General features: G+C 75.6%; 25 protein-coding genes and 1 pseudogene. 12 read left to right on the top strand and 14 right to left on the bottom strand.

All coding sequences use genetic code 11. The annotated features are described in order from the left end of the window. Window positions 1-16 precede the first annotated feature (16 nt). The gene (locus ACFSBI_RS12215; protein WP_377935307.1) at window positions 17-580 is read right to left on the bottom strand and encodes a GNAT family N-acetyltransferase; all 564 of its coding nucleotides are present in this window, start codon (window positions 578-580) and stop codon (window positions 17-19) included. A 71-nt stretch (window positions 581-651) separates the two neighbouring features. Next, window positions 652-1,455 (bottom strand): universal stress protein, encoded by an 804-nt coding sequence (locus ACFSBI_RS12210; protein WP_377935305.1) that lies wholly within the window; start codon window positions 1,453-1,455, stop codon window positions 652-654. A 144-nt stretch (window positions 1,456-1,599) separates the two neighbouring features. On the opposite strand from ACFSBI_RS12210, the gene ACFSBI_RS12205 reads away from it, so the two are divergent. The 3 genes from ACFSBI_RS12205 (at window position 1,600) to ACFSBI_RS12195 (ending at window position 3,147) form a co-directional block, all read left to right on the top strand. After that, window positions 1,600-2,013: an ACT domain-containing protein gene (locus tag ACFSBI_RS12205; RefSeq protein WP_377935303.1), complete on the top strand. Its 414-nt coding sequence runs from the start codon at window positions 1,600-1,602 to the stop codon at window positions 2,011-2,013. A 117-nt stretch (window positions 2,014-2,130) separates the two neighbouring features. After that, the gene (locus ACFSBI_RS12200) at window positions 2,131-2,520 is read left to right on the top strand and encodes a tautomerase family protein (RefSeq protein WP_377935301.1); all 390 of its coding nucleotides are present in this window, start codon (window positions 2,131-2,133) and stop codon (window positions 2,518-2,520) included. Between the two features lie 183 nt (window positions 2,521-2,703). After that, entirely contained in the window at window positions 2,704-3,147 is a 444-nt protein-coding gene (locus tag ACFSBI_RS12195; RefSeq protein WP_377935300.1) for a hypothetical protein, read from the top strand. A gap of 50 nt (window positions 3,148-3,197) precedes the next feature. Here ACFSBI_RS12195 and ACFSBI_RS12190 read toward each other — a convergent pair whose 3' ends face one another. Continuing rightward, window positions 3,198-3,458, bottom strand: coding sequence for a DUF4287 domain-containing protein (locus ACFSBI_RS12190; protein ID WP_377935298.1), 261 nt, complete (start codon window positions 3,456-3,458; stop codon window positions 3,198-3,200). A 116-nt stretch (window positions 3,459-3,574) separates the two neighbouring features. Here ACFSBI_RS12190 and ACFSBI_RS12185 point away from each other — a divergent pair, with 116 nt between their 5' ends. Next, entirely contained in the window at window positions 3,575-4,309 is a 735-nt protein-coding gene (locus ACFSBI_RS12185; protein ID WP_377935296.1) for a DUF4232 domain-containing protein, read from the top strand. 16 nt (window positions 4,310-4,325) lie between these two features. On the opposite strand, the gene ACFSBI_RS12180 is transcribed toward ACFSBI_RS12185, so the two are convergent. Genes ACFSBI_RS12180 through ACFSBI_RS12160 form a run of 5 tightly spaced genes read right to left on the bottom strand, consistent with a single transcriptional unit; the run spans window position 4,326 to window position 8,411 of the window. Beyond that, window positions 4,326-4,868 carry a P-loop nucleotide/nucleoside kinase family protein gene (locus ACFSBI_RS12180; RefSeq protein ID WP_377935294.1) on the bottom strand — a complete coding sequence of 181 codons (543 nt, stop codon included), beginning with the start codon at window positions 4,866-4,868 and terminating at the stop codon, window positions 4,326-4,328. Window positions 4,869-4,875: 7 nt separating this feature from the next. Beyond that, window positions 4,876-6,051 carry an epoxide hydrolase family protein gene (locus ACFSBI_RS12175; RefSeq protein WP_377935293.1) on the bottom strand — a complete coding sequence of 392 codons (1,176 nt, stop codon included), beginning with the start codon at window positions 6,049-6,051 and terminating at the stop codon, window positions 4,876-4,878. A 26-nt stretch (window positions 6,052-6,077) separates the two neighbouring features. Continuing rightward, entirely contained in the window at window positions 6,078-6,635 is a 558-nt protein-coding gene (locus ACFSBI_RS12170) for an isochorismatase family protein (RefSeq protein WP_377935291.1), read from the bottom strand. Window positions 6,636-6,655: 20 nt separating this feature from the next. Beyond that, window positions 6,656-7,930 (bottom strand): MFS transporter, encoded by a 1,275-nt coding sequence (locus tag ACFSBI_RS12165; protein WP_377935289.1) that lies wholly within the window; start codon window positions 7,928-7,930, stop codon window positions 6,656-6,658. A 34-nt stretch (window positions 7,931-7,964) separates the two neighbouring features. Continuing rightward, window positions 7,965-8,411 carry a MarR family winged helix-turn-helix transcriptional regulator gene (locus ACFSBI_RS12160; RefSeq protein WP_377935287.1) on the bottom strand — a complete coding sequence of 149 codons (447 nt, stop codon included), beginning with the start codon at window positions 8,409-8,411 and terminating at the stop codon, window positions 7,965-7,967. Window positions 8,412-8,530: 119 nt separating this feature from the next. Here ACFSBI_RS12160 and ACFSBI_RS12155 point away from each other — a divergent pair, with 119 nt between their 5' ends. The 3 genes from ACFSBI_RS12155 to ACFSBI_RS12145 all read left to right on the top strand — a co-directional run bounded on the left by ACFSBI_RS12155 (window position 8,531) and on the right by ACFSBI_RS12145 (window position 11,016). Beyond that, the gene (locus tag ACFSBI_RS12155; RefSeq protein WP_377935285.1) at window positions 8,531-9,454 is read left to right on the top strand and encodes an ABC transporter ATP-binding protein; all 924 of its coding nucleotides are present in this window, start codon (window positions 8,531-8,533) and stop codon (window positions 9,452-9,454) included. Further along, a complete protein-coding gene (locus ACFSBI_RS12150; RefSeq protein WP_377935283.1) occupies window positions 9,451-10,266 on the top strand; it encodes an ABC transporter permease in 816 nt (271 codons plus the stop codon). The genes ACFSBI_RS12155 and ACFSBI_RS12150 overlap by 4 nt, the downstream gene beginning before the upstream one ends. Before the next feature lie 108 nt (window positions 10,267-10,374). Next, window positions 10,375-11,016, top strand: a complete 642-nt coding sequence (locus ACFSBI_RS12145; protein WP_377935282.1) for an HAD-IA family hydrolase — start codon at window positions 10,375-10,377, stop codon at window positions 11,014-11,016. Between the two features lie 49 nt (window positions 11,017-11,065). On the opposite strand, the gene ACFSBI_RS12140 is transcribed toward ACFSBI_RS12145, so the two are convergent. Continuing rightward, the gene (locus ACFSBI_RS12140) at window positions 11,066-12,316 is read right to left on the bottom strand and encodes an MFS transporter (RefSeq protein ID WP_377935280.1); all 1,251 of its coding nucleotides are present in this window, start codon (window positions 12,314-12,316) and stop codon (window positions 11,066-11,068) included. A 93-nt stretch (window positions 12,317-12,409) separates the two neighbouring features. Here ACFSBI_RS12140 and ACFSBI_RS12135 point away from each other — a divergent pair, with 93 nt between their 5' ends. Next, window positions 12,410-12,799 (top strand): TIGR03618 family F420-dependent PPOX class oxidoreductase, encoded by a 390-nt coding sequence (locus tag ACFSBI_RS12135; protein WP_377935278.1) that lies wholly within the window; start codon window positions 12,410-12,412, stop codon window positions 12,797-12,799. A gap of 176 nt (window positions 12,800-12,975) precedes the next feature. On the opposite strand, the gene ACFSBI_RS12130 is transcribed toward ACFSBI_RS12135, so the two are convergent. Then, window positions 12,976-13,560, bottom strand: coding sequence for a TetR/AcrR family transcriptional regulator (locus tag ACFSBI_RS12130; protein WP_377935276.1), 585 nt, complete (start codon window positions 13,558-13,560; stop codon window positions 12,976-12,978). A gap of 86 nt (window positions 13,561-13,646) precedes the next feature. Between ACFSBI_RS12130 and ACFSBI_RS12125 the strand changes: the two genes are divergently transcribed. The 3 genes from ACFSBI_RS12125 (at window position 13,647) to ACFSBI_RS12115 (ending at window position 15,579) form a co-directional block, all read left to right on the top strand. Then, the gene (locus ACFSBI_RS12125) at window positions 13,647-14,129 is read left to right on the top strand and encodes an NAD-dependent epimerase/dehydratase family protein (protein WP_377935274.1); all 483 of its coding nucleotides are present in this window, start codon (window positions 13,647-13,649) and stop codon (window positions 14,127-14,129) included. After that, window positions 14,111-14,545, top strand: coding sequence for a Rossmann-fold NAD(P)-binding domain-containing protein (locus tag ACFSBI_RS12120; RefSeq protein ID WP_377935272.1), 435 nt, complete (start codon window positions 14,111-14,113; stop codon window positions 14,543-14,545). Before ACFSBI_RS12125 ends, ACFSBI_RS12120 begins: the two co-directional genes overlap by 19 nt. A gap of 77 nt (window positions 14,546-14,622) precedes the next feature. Further along, a complete protein-coding gene (locus tag ACFSBI_RS12115; protein WP_377935270.1) occupies window positions 14,623-15,579 on the top strand; it encodes an NADP-dependent oxidoreductase in 957 nt (318 codons plus the stop codon). On the opposite strand, the gene ACFSBI_RS12110 is transcribed toward ACFSBI_RS12115, so the two are convergent. Then, the gene (locus ACFSBI_RS12110) at window positions 15,580-15,948 is read right to left on the bottom strand and encodes a hypothetical protein (protein ID WP_377935430.1); all 369 of its coding nucleotides are present in this window, start codon (window positions 15,946-15,948) and stop codon (window positions 15,580-15,582) included. Window positions 15,949-15,991: 43 nt separating this feature from the next. Here ACFSBI_RS12110 and ACFSBI_RS12105 point away from each other — a divergent pair. After that, window positions 15,992-16,450, top strand: a pseudogene (locus ACFSBI_RS12105) (DUF4232 domain-containing protein); the annotation flags it as partial. Between the two features lie 97 nt (window positions 16,451-16,547). Here ACFSBI_RS12105 and ACFSBI_RS12100 read toward each other — a convergent pair. The 3 genes from ACFSBI_RS12100 to ACFSBI_RS12090 form a co-directional block, all read right to left on the bottom strand. Next, on the bottom strand, window positions 16,548-17,225 hold the full coding sequence (locus ACFSBI_RS12100; protein ID WP_377935268.1) for an ABC transporter ATP-binding protein: 678 nt from the start codon (window positions 17,223-17,225) through the stop codon (window positions 16,548-16,550). Then, window positions 17,222-18,106, bottom strand: coding sequence for an ABC transporter ATP-binding protein (locus ACFSBI_RS12095; RefSeq protein WP_377935266.1), 885 nt, complete (start codon window positions 18,104-18,106; stop codon window positions 17,222-17,224). Before ACFSBI_RS12095 ends, ACFSBI_RS12100 begins: the two co-directional genes overlap by 4 nt. Next, window positions 18,106-19,515 (bottom strand): FtsX-like permease family protein (locus ACFSBI_RS12090; RefSeq protein ID WP_377935264.1); only part of this gene is annotated, 1,410 nt, incomplete at its 5' end. The genes ACFSBI_RS12095 and ACFSBI_RS12090, both read right to left, overlap by 1 nt.

The raw sequence follows: 19,515 nt of genomic DNA, 5'->3' as shown, positions 1-19,515 counted from the left end.
CCCGACTCGCCCGGTGTCAGAGCGCCCAGGGCAGCCGGTGGTGCATGAGGTGCATCGTGTCGTCGCCGCCCTCGGCAGGAGCCGTGCCGAACTCGTCGAAGCCCCACCGCCGGTACATCGCGTGGACCGAGGACGCGCGCTCGAAGACGCTGAGGACGACGTGCTCCTCGGCCCGGTCCCTCAGCAGAGCGGCGACGAGCGCCCGCGCGATGCCACGCCCTCGATGGGCGTCGTCGACCGCGAGCTCCTGCAGGATCACGGTCGACTCCGGGGGCAGGACGAGCCCGCCCTCCGGCCCGGCCGTGCTCGCGAGCATCTCCTGCCAGGGCCGATCCTGGTCGAGGCGTTCCGAGACGGCGAACCCGGCCACCTGGTCCTCGACCACGGCCGCGGTCAGGCGGCCTCCGGGAGCGGCCAGCATGGCCGGGCCCCATTGCGCGATCTCGCGGAGCTCGCCCCGCGCTTCGCGGTAGGGCGGCGACGCGAACGCCTCCTCGTAGAGCCCGGCGACGCCGGTCCAGATCGACGCCGGAGCATCGCCCTCGAACACGACGGTCTCGATCTCGTGCACATCGGTCATGGACCCGGGACCCTAGGCGTCCCGCCTGCTCCCTCCACTGGGCAGAGCGGGACCGCGCCCGATGCCCCTCGTCAGAGCCGGGTCGCGGGCGGCACCACCATGACGGGCGACCGGCTCAGCAGCATGCTGCTGTGGGTCACCGGGCGTCCGCGCTGCGGCCGCTCGACGTCGCGCCCCAGCACCAGCAGCGCGGCGTTGCGCGAGGCGGCGAGCAGCACGTCCGACGGGCGGCCGCGGACCGTGCGGCGCACCACGGGCAGGTCCGGGTGGGCGTCGCGCACCGGGGCGAGCACTTCGTCGAAGAGCGCCTCGGCCTCCTGGTGCTCCCGCGTGCGGTCCTGCCCGTCGACGAGGTCCGCGAGCCCCAGCATCGATGACGTCGCGTGCACGGCGATCAGCCGCTGGTGGCGGCGGGCGGCCTCCGCCGCCGCGGTGAGGGCGACGACGCGGGCGTCCGCGCGGTCGACGACCCCGAGGACGACGTCCCGACCGCTGCGGTAGCCGGCCGGGATCACCGCCACCGGGCCGTCGGCGCCGAGCACCACCCGGTACGCGGTGGAGGTGCGGTGGCCGAGCCGGCGCTCCTCGTTCCCCCGCCCGCCGAGCACGACCAGGCACTCCGCCGACGACCTCGCGGCGAGCGCCCGGCCGACGGCGCCGCGCTCCCGGACCACCTCCACCTCGAGCCAGGGATGCTCCTGGCGGACCGACGCCGCCGCCTCCTCCGGGTCGCGGCGCTGCTCGACCCGGTGCCGCCCGGCGTCGACCTCGACGACCTCGATCCGCTCGGCGTCCGGCGAGCGCCGGACCGCCCAGTCGAGCGCCGAAGCCGCCGCCGCCGACCCGTCCCAGCCCACCACGACCCTGCGCGCCATGAGCGCCTCCCTCTCGTGCCCGGGTGCGCCTGCACCCGACTCCGGGTGCTACGCCTCCTTCCTATGAGCCACCGATGGATCCGCTCGGTCCGCTCCCGGCCCTGCGGCCGAGCCGGGAGACGGAGGGCCTGCGAGGCTGGGGCGATGCCCTCCGGCGCGACCGACCTCGAACGGATGCTGCTCGAGCTGGAGGTGATCGCCCGAGAGGAGCCGTACGTCTACGCGGTCGTGCGTCCCGGCCATCCGGCGATCGCGTCGGCCGCGGCGACCGTCGAGGAGCCCGAGGGGACGACCGTCGTGCTCCGACAGGTCGACGCCGACCGCCTGGAGGTCGCCTACGACTTCGTCGCCGCCTGGCTCACACTGACCGTGCACTCCTCGCTCGCCGCGGTCGGGCTCACCGCCGCGGTCTCCGTCGCCCTCGCCGAGGAGGGCATCAGCTGCAACGTGCTCGCCGGCGCCTTCCACGACCACCTGCTCGTGCCCGTCCAGGATCGGACGCGGGCGCTCGACGCGCTCGCGTCGCTGCGCGAGCGCTACAGGACCGCGGACCGCTGACCCCGGCTCCCCGCCGGCACACAGCGCCGACTCGACGTCCGTCCGGCCCGCGGGGCGCTGGCATCCAGGTTGCTGTTCGTAGCGTGCAGTCCTCACCCGCCTGCACGAAGGAGCACCATGCCGCTGGTTCGGATCGACCTCACCGAGGGACGCACCGACGAGGAGCTGCGGACCCTCGCCGACACCGTGCAGGACGTGATGATGGACGTCTTCGCGGCCCCTGCGGGCGACCGCTACCAGGTCATCACCGAGCACCGCCCCGGCCGCATGATCTGCGAGGACACCGGGCTCGGCATCCCCCGCACCCGCGACCTCGTGCTGATCCAGGTGCTGCAGCAGGGCCGGGACCAGGACCAGAAGCTCGCGCTCTACTCGACCCTCGCGCAGCGGCTGCAGGAGCGCTGCGGGCTCGCGACCTCCGACCTCATCGTGGCGGTGTCGGCGAACGCGCCTGAGGACTGGTCCTTCGGGCTCGGGCGCGCCCAGTTCGTGGAGGGCGACCTCTGACCCGCCGAGCGGAGGCAGACGCGGACACGGCCGGGGTGCTTGCCGGGTCGACTGTCGAGTTCTGAGACGCGTCGCGCCGCCTGTTGCGGAGCGCGGGCCGGATGCGCGACGGTGGACGACGCCACCTGCCGCCGAGCCGCCGCATCACGCTCGCGACGACGGGCGCGCAGGAGGGAGCCGCTCGTGGCGCGACGTCGCAGCCTCGGGGCGAAGAGCGCGGTCGTGGCCGTCGCCCTCCTGCCGCTCGCGCTGACCGCCTGCACGAGCCCGGCCCCGGTCGTGGCGACGCCCGAGCCGTCGGCGTCGACGTCGGCTCGGCCGGTCGTCACCGCCTCGCCGGCGGCGGCGACGATCCCCGCGCGTGACCGCGGGCCCCGGGAGCACGCACGCGGCGTCGTGATCGAGCAGCAGGACGGCGTGCCCCGGCTGTACCGGGTCGCCGCCGACGACAACGCCGGGGCCATCTGCCACCGCTTCGGCCGACGCTGGTGGCAGCTCACCGACCGCGCCGGGACGCCCCTCGGCACCTACCCGATGCTGCAGATCGACGAGGTCGTCGGGATCACCGACGCTCCGCTGTCGGACTACGCCGACATGGATCTGTCGGACACCAACGCCCTCTGCTGAGAACGGTCCGCGCTGAGGCGGGTCCGCTGCCCGCGGGTCCGCGCAGTCGCTCAGTCGGTCCGCGCCCCCTGGTTGGACAGCTGCTGCCGGACGTAGGCGACCACCGCGTTCGCGTGACCGTGTCCCATGCCGTGCTCGGACTTGAGGAATGCCACGACCTCCATGTGCCGGTACCCGTCGAGACGGTCCACGACGAGGTCGAGCCAGTCCTGCATCGGGCGGCCGTAGGTGCGCTCGATGCTCGGGAAGTAGGACGCGGGCCCCTTCGCACCGGCGGCCACGCTCGGCGCCGGGACCTGCCGGAGGGACATGGCAGGACCGTAGCGACGGAAGGCCGACCTCCGCCACCGACGCGGCTGAGGCGTCTCACAACGGCGTTCCGCAGAGTGAACGACGGCGCGATCGAGCGGGCGCCGTCGGAGGAGCGATGCGCAGGAGCACGACAGCCGGAGCGATCGGCGCGGTGCTGATCGGGATCCTGCTGACGGGATGCACCGCCTTGGGCGGCGCGGCCGCGCCGGGCACCCCGACCGCTCCCCCGACCGGTCCCTCGGCGTCGAGCGCCGGCCCGACCGCCTCCCCGACGAGCGCGGCGCCGACGTCGACGGCCGGCTCGGCGTCCCCCTCCCCCTCGGCGTCGCCGCGACGGGACCCGAACGCGCCGGCGGGCCAGTGCGCCGATGCGCACCTCGCGGTCTCGGTGCAGAACGACCCGACCGGCTCGGGCGCCGGCCAGCGCCTCTCCTACGTGGTGTTCCGCAACACCGGCAGCAGCCCGTGCGTGCTGGAGGGCTGGCCCGGCGTCAGCCTGGTCGGCGACGGGAACGGCACGCAGGTCGGGCGCGCGGCGCGGGAGCAGGGCGCGCTCCAGCCCGGCGAGCGACCCATCATGATCGCGCCCGGCGCCACCGCGCTCGCGGCGCTCAGCTACCCGTACATCAACGCGACGGGTGGTGCCTACGGCGACGGGACGAGCGGCGGCGATCCGAAGTGCCGGGCGCAGGAGGTCGACGGCTACCGCGTCTACCCGCCGCACAGCTTCCACGCCTTCTTCAGCCCGGCGAGCGGGCTCTACGGCTGCAGCACCGATCTGCAGAACCTGTACGTCGCGCCGGTCACGGACGCCTCCGCCGCGAAGGGCTTCACACCGAAGACCTCCTAGGCCGTCGCCTCGACCCTCAGCCGCTCGAGGCGGACCGCGCGGTCGCGACCGCGCCGTCGAGCTCCTCGACCGACGGATCGCGCAGGACGATCGCGGCGGGCCTGCCGGCGAGGAAGCGCCCGAACTCCTCGTGCACGGCCGCGACCGGCTCCTCCAGCCGCCCCTCGGGGCCGGGGACCGCGGAGCCGGCCGCGCGGGACCGCAACCGCTCGGCCGCCACCGCCGCGTCGACCACCAGCGCGCACTCGACGAAGCGCGCGCCCGCCCGGTGCGCCGCGTCGGCGAGCTCGTCGAGGAAGTCGGCGCGGCGGAGGTACTGCGGCACGATCACATCGTGACCGGCGCCGAGGTGCACGCCGATCGCGGCGACCGCCATCGCCCGCGCGGCACGCCCAGCCGGCAGCGCGTCGTCCGACCATCGCCCGAGCATCCCGCGGACGACGTCGACGTCCAGCGCCATCGCGAGGGGGTCGTCGTGGCGCCGGGTCCACGCGCGTGCGAGCGTCGACTTCCCGCTGCCCGGGACGCCGTTCAGCAGCACGAGCACCGGGTCCGCCACCCGCCGATCATCCCCGACTCGACGTCGAGCGGAAGGGCCTGAAGAAGTCGCGGATCTCGCGGGCGTACAGCTCCGGGTCCTCCATCGGGGCGAAGTGGCCGCCGCGGTCGGGGCGGCTGACGGACACGAGATCGGTGGTGGTGCGGCGCAGCCACGCGTCCGGCGCAGGGGCCTCGACGTCGGCGGGGAAGAGCGTGTAGCCGGTCGGGACCTCGATGGTGCGGGCGAACTCGGACTCGGGCATCTGCTCGCAGGCCCGGTACATCCGCATGGAGGAGCCGATCGTCCCGGTCAGCCAGTAGATCGTCACGTCCGTGAGCATCGCGTCGCGTCCGAGCAGGCTGCTGCCGTCGGGGCGGTGATCGCTCCACGAGGTCAGCTTCTCGACGATCCAGGCCGCGAGGCCGGCCGGCGAGTCCGTCAGCCCGACCGCCGCCGTCTGCGGCTTCGTCGACTGCAGCGCGCTGTACGCGGACTCGTCGCGCTCCCACGGCTCGCGGCCCCGCAGCCAGGCGCGCTCCTCCTCCGCGAGCACCGCCGGGTCGTAGTCCGGCATCGAGACCGCGTCGGTGCGGTGCACGGCGACCACCTGCTCGGGATGGTCGAGCGCCACCCAGCGCACGACATCGCTGCCCAGGTCGCCGCCGGCCGCGCCGAAGCGGTGGTGGCCGAGCCGCTCCATCAGCCGCGCCCAGAGGCCGGCCACCCCGGCGAAGTCGAGATCCCGGGGCGCCGCGTCGGAGTAGCCGAACCCCGGCATGTCGGGCACGACGACGTCGAAGGCGTCCGCGGGGTCCGCGCCGTGCGCTCCCGGGTCGGTCAGCAGGGGCACGACCTCCGAGTAGCGCCAGAACGAGTCCGGCCAGCCGTGCGCGAGCAGCAGCGGCATCGACGACGGCGACCCTGCGGCCGCGCGGGCATGGACGAGGTGGATGCCGATCCCGTCGAGCTCGGTGCGGAAGCGGGGCAGCGAGTTCAGCCGCGCCTCCGCCGCGCGCCAGTCGAAGCCGTCCGCCCAGTACGCGACCAGCTCGCGCAGCTCCGCGACGTCGACGCCCGCTGCCGAGCCCAGCCCGGCCGGCGCGTCCGGCCAGGAGGTGGCGCGGAGGCGACGGCGCAGCTCGTCCAGGTCCGCGTCGCTCGCGCGAGGAGCGAAGGTGGTCAGGTCGTGCGAGGAGGGCACGCGCGGACCCTACCGAGCGGCGCGCGTCAGGCCGTGAGCGCGGCGATCACGTCGTGCGCGGTGGTGACCTCGCCGAGCCTCGGGAAGACGGTCGTGACGCTGTGGTCGTGGCTGGCCCGGTCGGGGTCGAGCATCGCGTCGACGGCGAGGACGACGTGATAGCCGTGCTCGTGGGCGGCGCGAGCGGTGGACTCGACCCCCGTGCTGGTCGCCACCCCGCCGATCACGACCTGGGTGACCCCGCGGCTGCGCAGCGCCTCGTCGAGGCCGGTGCCGTGGAAGGCGCCCCACGTCCGCTTCGCGATCCGGATGTCGTCGTACCCGTCGAGGGCGGGGGCGATGTCGGCCCAGCCCTCCGGACGATGCCGGGGAGCGGTGCGCGCCGCCGCGGCGTCGGTGCGCCCCGGTGCGCCGCCGATGACGGTCACGAGCACGACGGGCAGCCCGCGGGAGCGGAACGCGTCGGCGAGGGCGACGGCGGTGTCGAGGACGGCGGGGACGTCCGGATGCGCGCTCCCGACGACGCCCTGCTGCAGGTCGACGAGGACGAGGGCGGCGGTGGGGTCGAGTCGGGTGAGCGGCATGGGCGGTCCTTCGTCCGGGGTCAGCGAGCCGGGTCGGTGGCGGATCGCTGCCGGGCCGCGGCGGCCACGGTGCGGCGGTGGAGGTGCGGGAGCATGACGAGGCCGAGCAGGACCGTCGAGGCGCCGCCGACGATGAGGCCCCAGCGCGGTGTCAGGACCTCGGCGACCCACCCGACGAGCGGTGCGCCGATCACGCTGCCCCCGCCCCAGACGAGCGCCCAGAGGGACATGACGCGGCCGCGGAGCTCGGGCTTCGACGCCAGCTGCAGGGCGGTCTTGGCGGTGGAGTTGAAGGTGATGCTGCCGTAGCCGACCAGGACCAGGAGGACGCAGGCCGTCCACACCGAGGGGGCGAGGCCGACGAGGAGGATCGCCGCGCCCCAGCCGATGCAGGTGATTGCGAGGCTCCGCTCGGTGGGCCGGCCGGGCCGCGCCGCGGCGGCGACGCCGCCGACGACGGCACCGCCGGCCATCACGGCGGCGAGCAGCCCGTAGGTCGCGGCCGTGCCGTGGAAGGTGCCGGTCGCGAGCAGCGGCAGCGTGGTCGGGAACTCGTAGGCGAGGACGCCGGTGAGCGTGAGCATGCCCAGCGGGATCGCGAGCTCCGGCGTGGAGAGCGCGTACCGGAAGCCCTCGCGGATCTGGCCGCGCGCCCGAGGCGCGCGCTCCGGGCGGGCGATGTCGTCGGTACGCATCCTCGCGAGGCTGACGATGACCGCGCCGAACGAGGCCGCGTTCAGGACGAAGGACACCGGCGTGCCGATCACGGTGACGAGTGCGCCCCCGACGGCGGAGCCGAGCACGCGGGCGACGTTCAGCGAGACGGAGTTCAGGATGACGGCGTTCGCGAGCACGTCCCGGTCGACGAGATCGGCGATGAGGCTCTGCCGGGCGGGGTTGTCGACGACGGTGAGGCAGCCGAGCACGAGGCTGAGGCCCAGCACGAGCGGATAGGTGATCGCGCCGGTCCAGTCGAGCAGGGCGAAGACGAGGGCCCCGACGGCCGAACCTGTCTGGGTGAGGAACAGCAGCCGCCGCTTGTCGTACCGGTCGGCGATCACGCCGCCGAGCGGCCCGAGGAGCACGAAGGGCAGCAGCCTCGCAGCGGCCGCGACCCCGAGCGCGGCGCCGCTGCCGGTGAGGTGCAGCGTCAGGAACGCGATGGCGAGGCTCGCCATGTAGGTCCCGGCGACCGACACCGACTGCCCGACGAAGTAGAGGCGGTAGTTCCGCACCCGCAGGGACGCGCTCGCCGCGCCGAACCGCCGGGCGGCCGTCTGCACCGCACTGCTCATCGTGCGCAGGCTGGGACGACGGGCGGGGGGACCGTCACCGGCGACCGTCCTGCTGGTCCGCGTCGACCACCCGGTCGAGGAGCGCCCCCGCGTCGAGCAGCAGCTGCTGCTCCGCCGGGCTCAACGCCTGCTCCAGGGCCACGCGCAGCCACGCGGCGCGGGCCGCTCGGTGCGCGACCACTACCGCCTCGCCGTCGGGCGTGAGCTCGAGCCGCACTCGGCGGCCGTCGACCGGGTCGCGGTCGCGCCGCACCAGGCCGGCCTCCTCCAGCTCGCGCAGCACCGCGGCCACATTCGGTCCGGCCATCTGGAGCGCGTCCGCGATGGCCCCCGGGGAGGCGTCCTCCCCCGCTCGCGCGACGCCGCCGAGCACCTGGGCGGCCCGGTCGCCCACGCCCTCGAGCCGCGGTCGCCGCGACCGCTGCTGCCGCGCGAATCGCCGCAGCTGCTGCTCGAGCACGAGCGCCTGGTCGTCACGCATCTTTTGGTAGGTACAAGTGGGATCTCGACTCTCCCTCGGTGCCCGGTCCCCCTTCCACCGCCCTCGGATCCGAGGGGCCGACCCGGCGCGCGCTGCTGCCCCTTCCTAGACTCGTCGGGATGATCGAGGCGAGCGGGCTGGTCAAGCGGTACGGCGCGAAGACGGCGGTCGCCGGCATCGACCTCGCGGTGCGGCCCGGTCGTGTGACGGGCTTCCTCGGCCCGAACGGCGCGGGCAAGTCGACGACGATGCGGATGATCGTCGGCCTCGACCGGCCGACCGCCGGCACCGTGACCGTCGACGGCCGGGCGTACCGGGACCAGCCGGCGCCGCTGCGCGAGGTCGGCGCGCTCCTCGAGGCCAGGGCCGCGCACCGCGGGCGGACCGCCCGCAACCACCTGCGGGTCCTCGCCGCGACGCACGGCATCCCCGACAGCCGGGTGCAGGAGGTGATCGACCTCGCGGGCCTGGACGCGGTCGCGGGCAAGCGGGTCGGCGGCTTCTCGCTCGGGATGGGCCAGCGCCTCGGGATCGCCGCGGCGCTGCTGGGCGACCCCGCGACCCTGATCCTCGACGAGCCGGTGAACGGGCTCGATCCGGACGGCGTGCGCTGGGTGCGGACCTTCGTCCGGGGGCTCGCGGCGGAGGGGCGGACCGTCTTCCTCTCCTCGCACCTGATGAGCGAGATGGCGCAGACCGCCGACGACGTCGTCGTCCTCGGCCGGGGCCGGGTGCTCGCGGCGATGCCCGTCGCGCAGCTGATCGCCGGCGCGGGATCCCGCGTCGTCGTCGCCTCGCCGCGGGCGACGGACCTCGCCGACCTGCTGCAGCGGAACGGCGCGACGGTGTCGCCCGGCGAGGAGGGGCGGCTCGACGTCGCCGGGCTCGCCGCATCGGCCGTCGGCGACCTCGCCGCATCGGCGGGCATCGCCCTGCACGAGCTGACGACCGTCGGCTCGTCCCTCGAGGAGGTCTACATGTCCATGACCGCCGACGACGTCGAGTACCGCAGCAGCGCCGCGCCGAGTGCGAGCGACGCATGACCGCGACGATCGAGCGCGACGGGCAGCAGATCCGGCTCTCGCCGGGGCGCGTGCTGCGGGCCGAGTGGTTGAAGCTGACGACCGTCCGCAGCACGTTCTGGACCTCGGCGGTCGCCCTGGTGCTCGCCGCCCTCGCCGCCGTCGCCCTCGGGCTGACGTTCTCGAGGCAGGAGGGCGCGGCGAACGGCGGGGTGAGCACGTCCGTGCTGCTGATCGGCTCGACGATCAGCCTCAGCTTCGTCGGGCTCGTCGTCGGCGTCCTCGGGGTGCTGTCCATCGGCGGCGAGTACGCGACCCAGCAGATCCGCTCCTCCTACACCGCCGTGCCGCGGCGGTGGCCCGCCCTGGTCGCGAAGGGCGTGGTCGTCGGGCTGTGGTCCTTCGCCCTCGGCCTCGTCATCACCTTCGGGTCGTTCGGCCTGCTCGCCCTCTTCTTCGGCGCCCGCGGCCTGACGGTGTCGCTCACCGGGGACGTGGTCGGCGGCCTCGTCGGCGGCGCCGCCTACCTCGCGGTGATCGGCGTGTTCGCCGTGGGGCTCGGTGCGCTCGTGCGCAGCTCCGCCGCCGGCATCACCGCTCTGACGGCCCTGCTGTTCGTCGCGCCGATCATCCTCAACCTGCTCGCCGCGCTGCTGCGCGCCGACTGGGCCGCCCGCGCCGGCGACTTCCTGCTCTCCTCCGCCGGCAGCGACCTGTACGCGGCGCCGGGCAACGGCGGCCTGCAGCTCTGGGCCGCCGCCCTCACCCTCGCCGTGTGGGTCGCCGCGGTCTGGCTGGCCGGCATCGTCAGCACGCAGCGCCGCGACGTCTGAGCGGCAGGAGCGGCGGGCACGGCCTCGTCGACCGCCGAGCAGACCGGTCGTCGCTCAGCGAGCCGGGCGGAGGATCGTCCCGAGACCGGCCGAAGGGATGATCCGGACATGCGCGGAGGCGGGTACGACGCCGTCCTCCTCGACCTCCTCACGGGCGTCCTCGATTCGTGGACGCTCTGGAGCTCGGTCGCCGGGGACGAGGGCGCCGGGACGGGATGGCGCCGCCGCTACCTCGAGCTCACGTACGGCCAGGGCGACTACGCGCCCTACGAGCTGCTCGTGGCCCGGGCCGCGGAGGACGTCGGACTCCCCCGCTCGCTCGCGGACGACCTCCTGGCCCGCTGGGCCGAGCTGACGCCGTGGCCGGAGGCTCCGGCCGTGCTGGGCGCGATCGCCCGCGAGCTGCCGATCGGGGTCGTCACGAACTGCTCGGCCGCCCTCGGGGCAGCGGCCGCCGCGCAGGTGCCGGTCGCCTTCGCCACGGTCGTGACGGCGGAGCGGGCCGGCGCCTACAAGCCGCGGCCGGCCGCCTACCTGCTCGCCCTGGCGGAGCTGGGGCTGCCGGCCGATCGGGTGCTCTTCGTGGCGGGATCGGCGTTCGACCTCCCGGGCGCCACTGGTGCCGGCATGGACGTGTGGTGGCACAACCGGGCCGGCATGACCGCGCCGGCGGGCGCGCCCGCGCCGATCGGGGAGGCGCGGTCGCTCGAGCCGCTGCTCGAGGTGCTCGGCGGCAGCGCGCGGCACTGACGGCTCGACCGGGCCGGGCGACGACCCGTCGGTCGCTGCAGCGCCGCGCTCAGGGGCCGACGACCGGTCGCGGGCGCAGGGCCCCCGCCGCGAGGAACGCGGCGGCGAGGAAGGCGGCGACCAGCCAGAAGGCGTTGAGGAGCCCCACGGACTCGGAGAGCGCGCCGATCACGGGCGGCCCCGCGAGGTTCGCGAGGTAGCCGATCGAGGCGACCGCGCTGACCCGTGCGGCGGCGTCCGCGCCGCTGTCCGCCGCGGCGGACATGCCGAGCGGGAAGCCCATGGACACGCCGAAGGCCCAGAGGACCACGCCGACGAGCACCAGCCAGGTCGGTGCGCCCAGGACGAAGACGACGAGGCCGAGGACGCCGAGCGCCGTCGTGATCCGGATCATCCGCACCCGCCCGATCCGGTCGACCAGCGGCCCGCCCGCGACCCGGGCCGCGGTCTCGGACACGGCGAAGACCGTGAAGAACAGCGCGGCGGCGGTCTCGGTCTGGCCGTGCCCGTCGCGCGCGGAGAGGGAGAGCCAGCTGTTCGCCGTGCCCTCGCCGAGCTCGGCGCCGAACATGACGAGCCCGATGAGGAGCAGGCGGGGGTCGAGCAACCGACGCGCGGCGCGGCCGACCCGGACCGGCAGCGGCGGGACGTCCTCGACCGCGGCCGCCACCTCCGCCTTCGCCGGCACGTGGAGGAACCTCGTCGCGGCCAGGCCGGCGACGGCGATGAGCAGCGCCTCGCCGAGGAACTGCCACTGGAAGTCGATCCGCAGCGCCGCCGCTCCCGCCGCGATGGCGGACCCCACGACCGCGCCGGCGGACCAGGCCGCGTGCAGCAGCGGCATGAGCGTGCGGCCCGCAGCCGCCTCGACCGCGGCGCCCTGGACGTTGATCATCACGTCGAACGCGCCGACGCCGAACCCGACCACGATGAAGCCGATCACGGTCGCGGGGAGCGAGCCGGCCAGCCCGGCGCCGGCACCGATCAGGACGATGCCGGCGACGATGACGACCACCGCCCCGCGCATGGCCGCGACGGGCCCGAAGCGGGCCAGCCACGCGGCGGACAGGCCGAGCCCCGTGATCGAGCCCACGGTCACGCCGGCGAGCGCGAGCCCGATGACGCCGTCCCCGACGCCGAGCGAGTCCCGGATGCTCGGGAGGCGCGGCCCCCAGGTCGACAGCGCGATGCCCCCGAGCGCGAACAGCACCATGATCGCGTTCCGCCAGGGCGCCACCCGCACCAGCGACTGCTGCGGCTGCGGCTGCGGCTGCACCCGACCGGCTCCGTGAACGTTCACGCTGCGACCGTACGGCCTGCGGTGCGCGCCGCGTCGCCACGGCGCCGGGTGCGTCGCCGCGGGCCTGTCGACGGAACGGCGGACGATGACGTCGTGGAACCGCTCCCCCGGGACGTCGTCGCGCTGCTCGAGAAGCCGAACCCGGCGGTCGTCGCGACCGTCCGCAGGGATGGCGCGCCGGTGAGCGCCGCAGTCTGGTACCTCTGGGACGACGGAGACCTGCTGCTGACCATGGGCGCCGCCAGTCCGCGCCGCAGCCATCTGCAGCGCGACCGACGGCTCACGCTCACCGTCCTCGACGCGGCCGGCTGGTACCGGCAGGTCACGCTCCACGGCGAGGTGGTCGAGCTCGCCGACGACCCGGACCGCGCCGTGATCGACCGGCTGTCACGGCACTACGACGGGCGCGACTTCGCGGACGCCGGGCAGGCGCACGCCTTCGCCCGCGTGCGGGTCGTCGGCTGGAACACGTTCGGCATCTGAGCGCGACGGGAGCGCGTGAGGCAGCCCGCGCGGCCACCGCATCGGATCAGGCGGAGCGGTACCGGCTCGCGAGCGACGAGGTCGCTCGACGCCTCCCACTGCCCGTTCCTCTCCGACCCTGCAGGGCTCGTCGACGTGCTGGCCGGGCTCTGAGCGGTGCGGGCGGGGGCGGCGAGCTACCGGCTCGGGGTGACGAGCTCGGCCATCGCTCGACGGATGGTCGCGAGGGAATCGCTCGCGAGCTCCGGGAACGTGCTCGGCTCGGCGACCTCGGCCCAGCGGGCGTGGGCGCGCCGGAACGCCTGCACCCCGGCCTCCGCCGCCTGCTCCGCGACCGCCGCCGAGACGCCGCGGGCGACGAGCGCGTCGAGGAGCGTCATCGCCAACCCGCTGTACTTGGCCTGGGTGCGCTCCTGCAGCTCGACCGAGCTCGCGACGACGGCGCGGCGCCGGCGCGCCACCTCGCGACTCGACTCCGGGAAGAGCTCGGCCGCGCGCGCCAGCGCGCCGTCGACCACCGTCCACGGGGTCGCGCCGTCGCCCACCGAGGCCGCCCCCTCCCGCAGCAGCTCGTGCAGGCGCTGCTGGTCGAGGAGGAGGATCTCCCGCTTGTCGGGGGCGCTGCGGAACAGCGTCGCGCGGCTCACCCCGGCCCGGTCGGCGATCTGCGCCGCGGTCGTCGAGGCGTACCCGTGCTCCTCGAACAAATCGAGCGCCGCCGACATCAGACGGTCCCTCGCAGCGGTCGCAGATCCGGCCATCGCCCCAGTCTAGTGAGACGCAGTCTCACAGGAGCGTAGGGTGAGACTCAGTCTCATCAGCCGTCTCTCGAGGAAGCAGGTCCGCCATGCGCGTCTTCATCACCGGAGCCACCGGTCACATCGGATCGGTCGTCGTCCCCGAGCTGCTGCGAGGCGGGCACGAGGTGCACGGCCTCGCCCGCAGCGACGAGGGGGCCGCAGGCCTGCGCGCGCTCGGGGCGCTCGCGGTGCGCGGCTCGCTGTCGGATCACGACACCCTCGCCGCCGCCGCCGTCCGCGCCGACGCGGTGCTCCACCTCGCGCTGTTCGACACCGCACGCCTGCGGGCCGGGGACGGCGCCGGTGCCGCGGCTGCGGGCATCGACGCCGTGCGCGCCATGGGCGAGGCGCTGGCGGCCACCGGGACGGCGCTCGTCTCGGTCTCGGCGGTCGCGCGGTCGGCGAGCTCGGGCACGTCGCGACGGAGCAGGACGCGGCACCTGCCGCCGGCCCCGCCGCCATCGAGCACGCGGTGCTCGGGTTCGCCGACCGCGGCGTCCAGGCGCAGATCGTGCGCCTCCCGCTCGTGACGCACAGCCGCCCCGCCCGGCCCGGCCTCGTCGGCGGCATCATCGCCGCCGCACGGCGCAGCGGCCGCTCCGGCGTCGCCGGGGACGGCGCGAACCGCTGGCCCGCGACGCACTCCCTCGACGTCGCGACCCTCCTGCGGCTCGTGCTCGAGCGCGGGGACACCGGGCGCCGGTGGCACGCGATCGCCGAGGAGGGGATCCCCGTCCGGGCCATCGCGGAGCGGATCGGCGAGCGGCTCGAGATCCCCGTGGCGACGATCCCGGACGAGCAGCTGCAGCAGCACTTCGGGTTCGTGGGCGACCTGATCGGGTCGGACGTCCCCGCTGCGAGCCGCATCACCCGCGAGGAGCTCGACTGGACGCCCGCCGGCCCGACCCTGCTCGACGACCTCGCGGCCGACGACTTCTTCCGGTGAGCCCGGCCGCCTCCCGCACCCGTCACCGACCACGACCGACCACGACCCCGGACCCGCTTCCGGGAAGGAGCATCGACATGACGACCCCCTCCGCACTCCCCGACACCGCTCGCGCCGTCCGCTTCGACCGCTACGGCGGCCGGGACGTGCTGCAGGTGCAGGACGTCCCGATGCCGCAGCCAGGCGCCGGCGAGGTCCTCGTCGCCGTCCGCGCCGCCGGCATCAACCCCGGCGAGGCGATGATCCGGCAGGGTCTGCTGCACGACCGGCTGCCCGCGACGTTCCCGTCCGGCCAGGGCACCGACTTCGCCGGGACCGTGGCGGCGATCGGCGACGGGGTCGCCGACTCCTCCGTCGGCGACGAGGTGCTCGGCTACTCCTGGAAGCGGTCCAGCCACGCCACCCACGTCGTCGTCCCCGCCGGGCAGGTCGTGCCGAAGCCTGAGGGGCTGCCCTGGGAGGTCGCGGGCGCCCTCGACGTCGCGGGCACCACCGCCTGGGCGGTCGTCCGCGGCATCGACCCGGTGGCCGGCGAGACCGTCGCCGTCTCGGCCGCGACCGGCGGCGTCGGCACCCTGGTCGTGCAGCTGCTGGTCGCGCGGGGCGTGCACGTGCTCGGCATCGCGTCCGCCCGCAGCGCGGGGTGGCTCGCCGACCACGGCGTCACGCCGGTCGAGTACGGACCGGGGCTCGCCGATCGGCTGCGCGCCGCGGCGCCGGACGGCGTCGACGGCTTCATCGACCTCTTCGGACCCGAGTACCTGCACCTCGCCGCCGAGCTCGGGGTCCCCGCCGACCGCACCGACACGATCGTGTTCTCCGACGCCGCGGCCGAGCTCGGCATCCGCGTCTCCGGAGCCGCAGCCCTCACCGAGGAGGAGGCTCCGCAGGTCCTGCAGCGGCTCGCCGGGCTGCTGCAGGAGGGCGCCGTGGAGATGCCGATCGCCGGGACCTACCCGCTCGACCGGGTCGCGGACGCGTTCGAGGACCTCGAACGACGCCACAGCCTCGGCAAGATCGTGCTGATCGCCTGATCACGGCGGCGGGGCGCGCCCGGCTCGTGCGGCGCGCTGCCGCCGTTCAGCCTCCGCTGGCAACACGCCTCGGACCGTCGGCGGCCTGCTGGCGCGGTCGCACCATGAGGTGATGAGGACCGCCCCCAGCACCCGGACGTCGCTCCGTGCCGCGATCGCGATGACCGCGGCAGCAGCGAGCCTCGCCCTGCTGGCCGGCTGCTCGACCGGCACCGGCACCACGCCGACCGCGACGCGGACCGTCACCGCATCCGCGCCTGCCGGGACGGCGTCGGCCACCTCCTCGCCGTCCCGGAGCACCGCGGCGACTCCCTCGAGCTCGTCCAGCCCGAGCAGCGCCGCGTCCGCGTCCGCCGCCTCGAGCACCACGAAGGTCGACCCGAATGCGCCCGCCGGGCAGTGCGAGGACTCCGCGCTGCAGGTCTCCGTGCAGAACGATCCACGCTTGTCGGGGATGAGCCACCGCGGATCCTTCGTCGTGTTCCGCAACACCGGAGCCGGCTCGTGCACCCTTGACGGCACACCGGGGCTCTCGCTCGTCGGCGGCGGCGACGGCACGCAGATCGGTCGGCCCGCCACCCGGGCCACGCAGGGGGCGAAGCCCGTCTCGATCCCTGCGGGCGGCGACGCCCTCGCGAGCGTCACCTTCACCGCGATCGACGAGCGCGGCGGCCCCTACGCCGACGGGCAGGGCCACGACCCCGCGTGCCGGGCCGAAGCGGCGGACGGGTACCGGGTCTACCCGCCCCACTCCTACCGCGCCTACTTCTCTGCCTTCAGGACCTACGCCTGCAGCACCGACCTCCAGTGGATCTCCGTCGGCCCGGTCCGGCCCGCGGCCGACTTCCCGTACTTCACGCCCGAGTCGTGATCCGCCGTCCCGCACACGGGCGCAGCCCGACAGTCCGGGCGCGCAGCGACGCCCGTGCAGTCGGAGGTCGCCCGTGCTCCTCGCTCGGGCCGGAGGGTCAGGGCTCCGGGTCGAGGCGGCCGTCGCGGAGGGCGAGGACCCGGTCCGCCTCGGCCCGCACGCTCGGGTCGTGCGTCGAGATCAGCATCGTCATCCCGCTCGATCGCGACAGGTCGCGCAGGAGCCGCAGGATGGCGGCGCCGGTCTCCGAGTCCAGCTGACCGGTGGGCTCGTCGGCGATGAGCACGCTCGGCCGGGCGGCGAGGGCGCGGGCGATCGCGACGCGCTGCTGCTGCCCGCCGGAGAGCTCGCCCGGGCGCTGGCGCGCGTGCTCGGCGAGCCCGACGAGCTCGAGCAGCTCGGCGACCCGCTCGCGGCGCTCGCGCACGGGCGTGCGGCGCATGCGCAGCGGCAGCCCGACGTTCTCCGCGGCGGACAGCACCGGGATCAGGCCGAACGTCTGGAAGACGAAGGCGATCGCGTCGCGACGCAGGTCGGTGCGGCCGTCGTCGTCGAGCGCGGCCACGTCGCGGCCGTCGACCACGATCCGGCCCGCGGTCGGCCGGTCCAGGCCGCCGAGGCAGTTCAGGAGGGTCGTCTTCCCCGACCCCGACGGGCCGATGAGCGCGACGAACTCGCCCGCCTCGATCGCGAACCCGACGTCCTGGAGCGCGTGGAAGTCGCCGGAGGGCGACGCGAAGGTCCGCGTCAGCCCGCACACCTCGATCACGCTCATCGGACGCCCTCCTCGTCGTGGTCGTCCGCCCACACACCGAGGTGGTCCTCCTCGAGCTCGAGCCGGACGCGCTCGTGCAGGCCGAGCGCCCGACGGTGCGCGGCGGGCACCTGCATGCGGCCGGCCCGGTCGATCAGGGCGTACTCGCGCCCGGGGCCGCCGCCCTCCCCGCGGAGGACCTCCGACGACGTGCGGCCGTCGCGGATGGCGACGGTGCGGCGGACCTGCGAGGAGACCCCCGCGTCGTGGGTGACGATGACGACGGTGGTGCCGAGCACGGCGTTCACCTCCCGCAGGGCGGCGAAGACCTCGTCGCCGGTCGCGCGGTCGAGCTCACCCGTCGGCTCGTCCGCGAACAGCACCTGCGGACGGTTGGCCAGCGCGGTCGCGATCGCGACCCGCTGCTGCTCGCCGCCGGACAGCTCGGCGGGCCGGCGTCCCGACCGGTCCGCGAGCCCCACCGAGTCGAGCAGCTCCTGCGCCCGCCGTCGGCGTTCGCCGCGGCCGACGCCCACGACCGCCATCGGGAGCTCGACGTTCTCCGCGGCGCTGAGGAACGGGAGCAGGTTCCGCGACGTCTGCTGCCAGATGAAGCCGACCGCGGTGCGCCGGTACCGCAGCCGCTGGGCGGACGTCATGGCGAGCAGGTCCCAGTCGGCGACCCGGGCACGCCCCGCGGTCGGCGCGTCCAGCCCCGACAGCACGGCGAGCAGCGTCGACTTGCCGGAGCCTGAGGCCCCGACGACGGCGACGAGCTCGCCCTCGTCGACGAGCAGGTCGAGGCCCTGCAGCGCCTGCACCTCGACGTCGTCCGTCTGGTAGATCCGCACCAGGCTGTCGCACACGATCAGCGCGTCCGCGCCGTACTGCGTCGGCGTCATCATCGCCCTCCCACTCTGAGCACCTCGGCGAACCGGTCGCGCCGCCAGCTGAGCGCCTCGACCCCGACGCCCGCCGCGAGCACGACGAGCGCCCCCGCGAGGACGACGCCGAGCACCGCACCGGAGATCCCGACCGGAGGGTCCCCCCGCCCGCCGGTCAGCCCGGACAGGGCCAGCGCCGGATCGAAGACCTCCGCGGCGACCACGCCGATCGCCGCCCCGCCCGCGAGGCCGCCGAGCACGAGCGGGACCAGGTCGGCGACGAGCAGCCACCAGCCGACGCGGCGGCGCATCCCGAGGGTCCGGAGCAGCGCCAGCGTGCGCCGCCGGTCGGGCGCACCCGCGAGGACGGTCGCCGCGAGGGCGGCTCCGGCGAGGAGCGCGAGGAGGCCGGCGGCGAGGAGCGTCGCCCGCCGTGTCCCCGCCACGATCGGCGCGTCGCGCAGCGCGCGCAACCAGCCCGTGCGGGTCAGGACGTCGTCCTCCGGCACGCCCGCGGCGACGAGGGCCGCGCCCGCAGCGGGCCCGACGACGAGCGCCGCGTCGGCCTGCACGTCAGGCGCCCGCCTCCGGAGGGCGTCGAGGTCGGCGAAGAGGAACGGGCCGTCCGCCCAGCCGGCCGGGCCGCCTGCGACGGTGCCGGCCACGCGGGCCGGGACGTCGCCGGCGTCGAGCTGCAGCGTGAGCGCGCGGCCCGCCATGAGGCCGGCGAGCTGCTCGTCGACGACGACGGGCAGCGGGCCGCTGGGGTCCCCCAGCCGCCGCAGCACCGCGGCGGTGTCCTGTGCGGAGGCCGGCAGCGCCCCCACGACCCCCGCGTAGCCGGGGTCGACGCCGAGCAGGGTTGCGCGCGCGCCCGTCGTCCCCAGGTCGAGGCTGGTGCCCGGCTCCACGGCGACGACGGCGGCGTGGCGCACCCCGGGCTCCGCGCGCAGCCGCTGCACGTCCGCGGCGGTGGTCGCGCGGGCGTCCGCACCGATGCGGTCCCACGCCGCCGCCTCCTGGCCCGCCGCGACCGACGCCAGCAGCATGCCGTCGTTCAGCGCCAGCCCCAGGGCGATGCAGAGCGCCAGCAGCGGCAGCGCGGCGCGGGCCCTGCCGGCGCGAGCGGCGACGAGCACGCCGGACACGCCGTGAGCGCGCCGGGCGACGACGACCCCGCCTCGCACGACCGGCGGCACGACGCGCAGCACGACGAGGGTCGCCGCCGCCGCGACCAGCAGCGGCGCGACGAGCAGGAGCGGGTTCGGCGCGGAGCCGTCGAACCCGGCGCCCGCGTCGAGCACGAGCAGCGCCACCACCGCGACGGCGACCACGGTCGCCTCGACGGCGATCCGCCGAGCGCGGCGCAGGCGCAGCAGCCGGGCGCGGTCCGAGCGGTTCGCCGGCGCCCGCCGCACCGCACCGCT

This window comes from Amnibacterium endophyticum, assembly GCF_042680685.1.
Lineage (GTDB): Bacteria > Actinomycetota > Actinomycetes > Actinomycetales > Microbacteriaceae > Amnibacterium > Amnibacterium endophyticum.
Note: the sequence above shows the minus strand (reverse complement) of the source record. Positions and strands in the feature narration are given on the sequence as shown.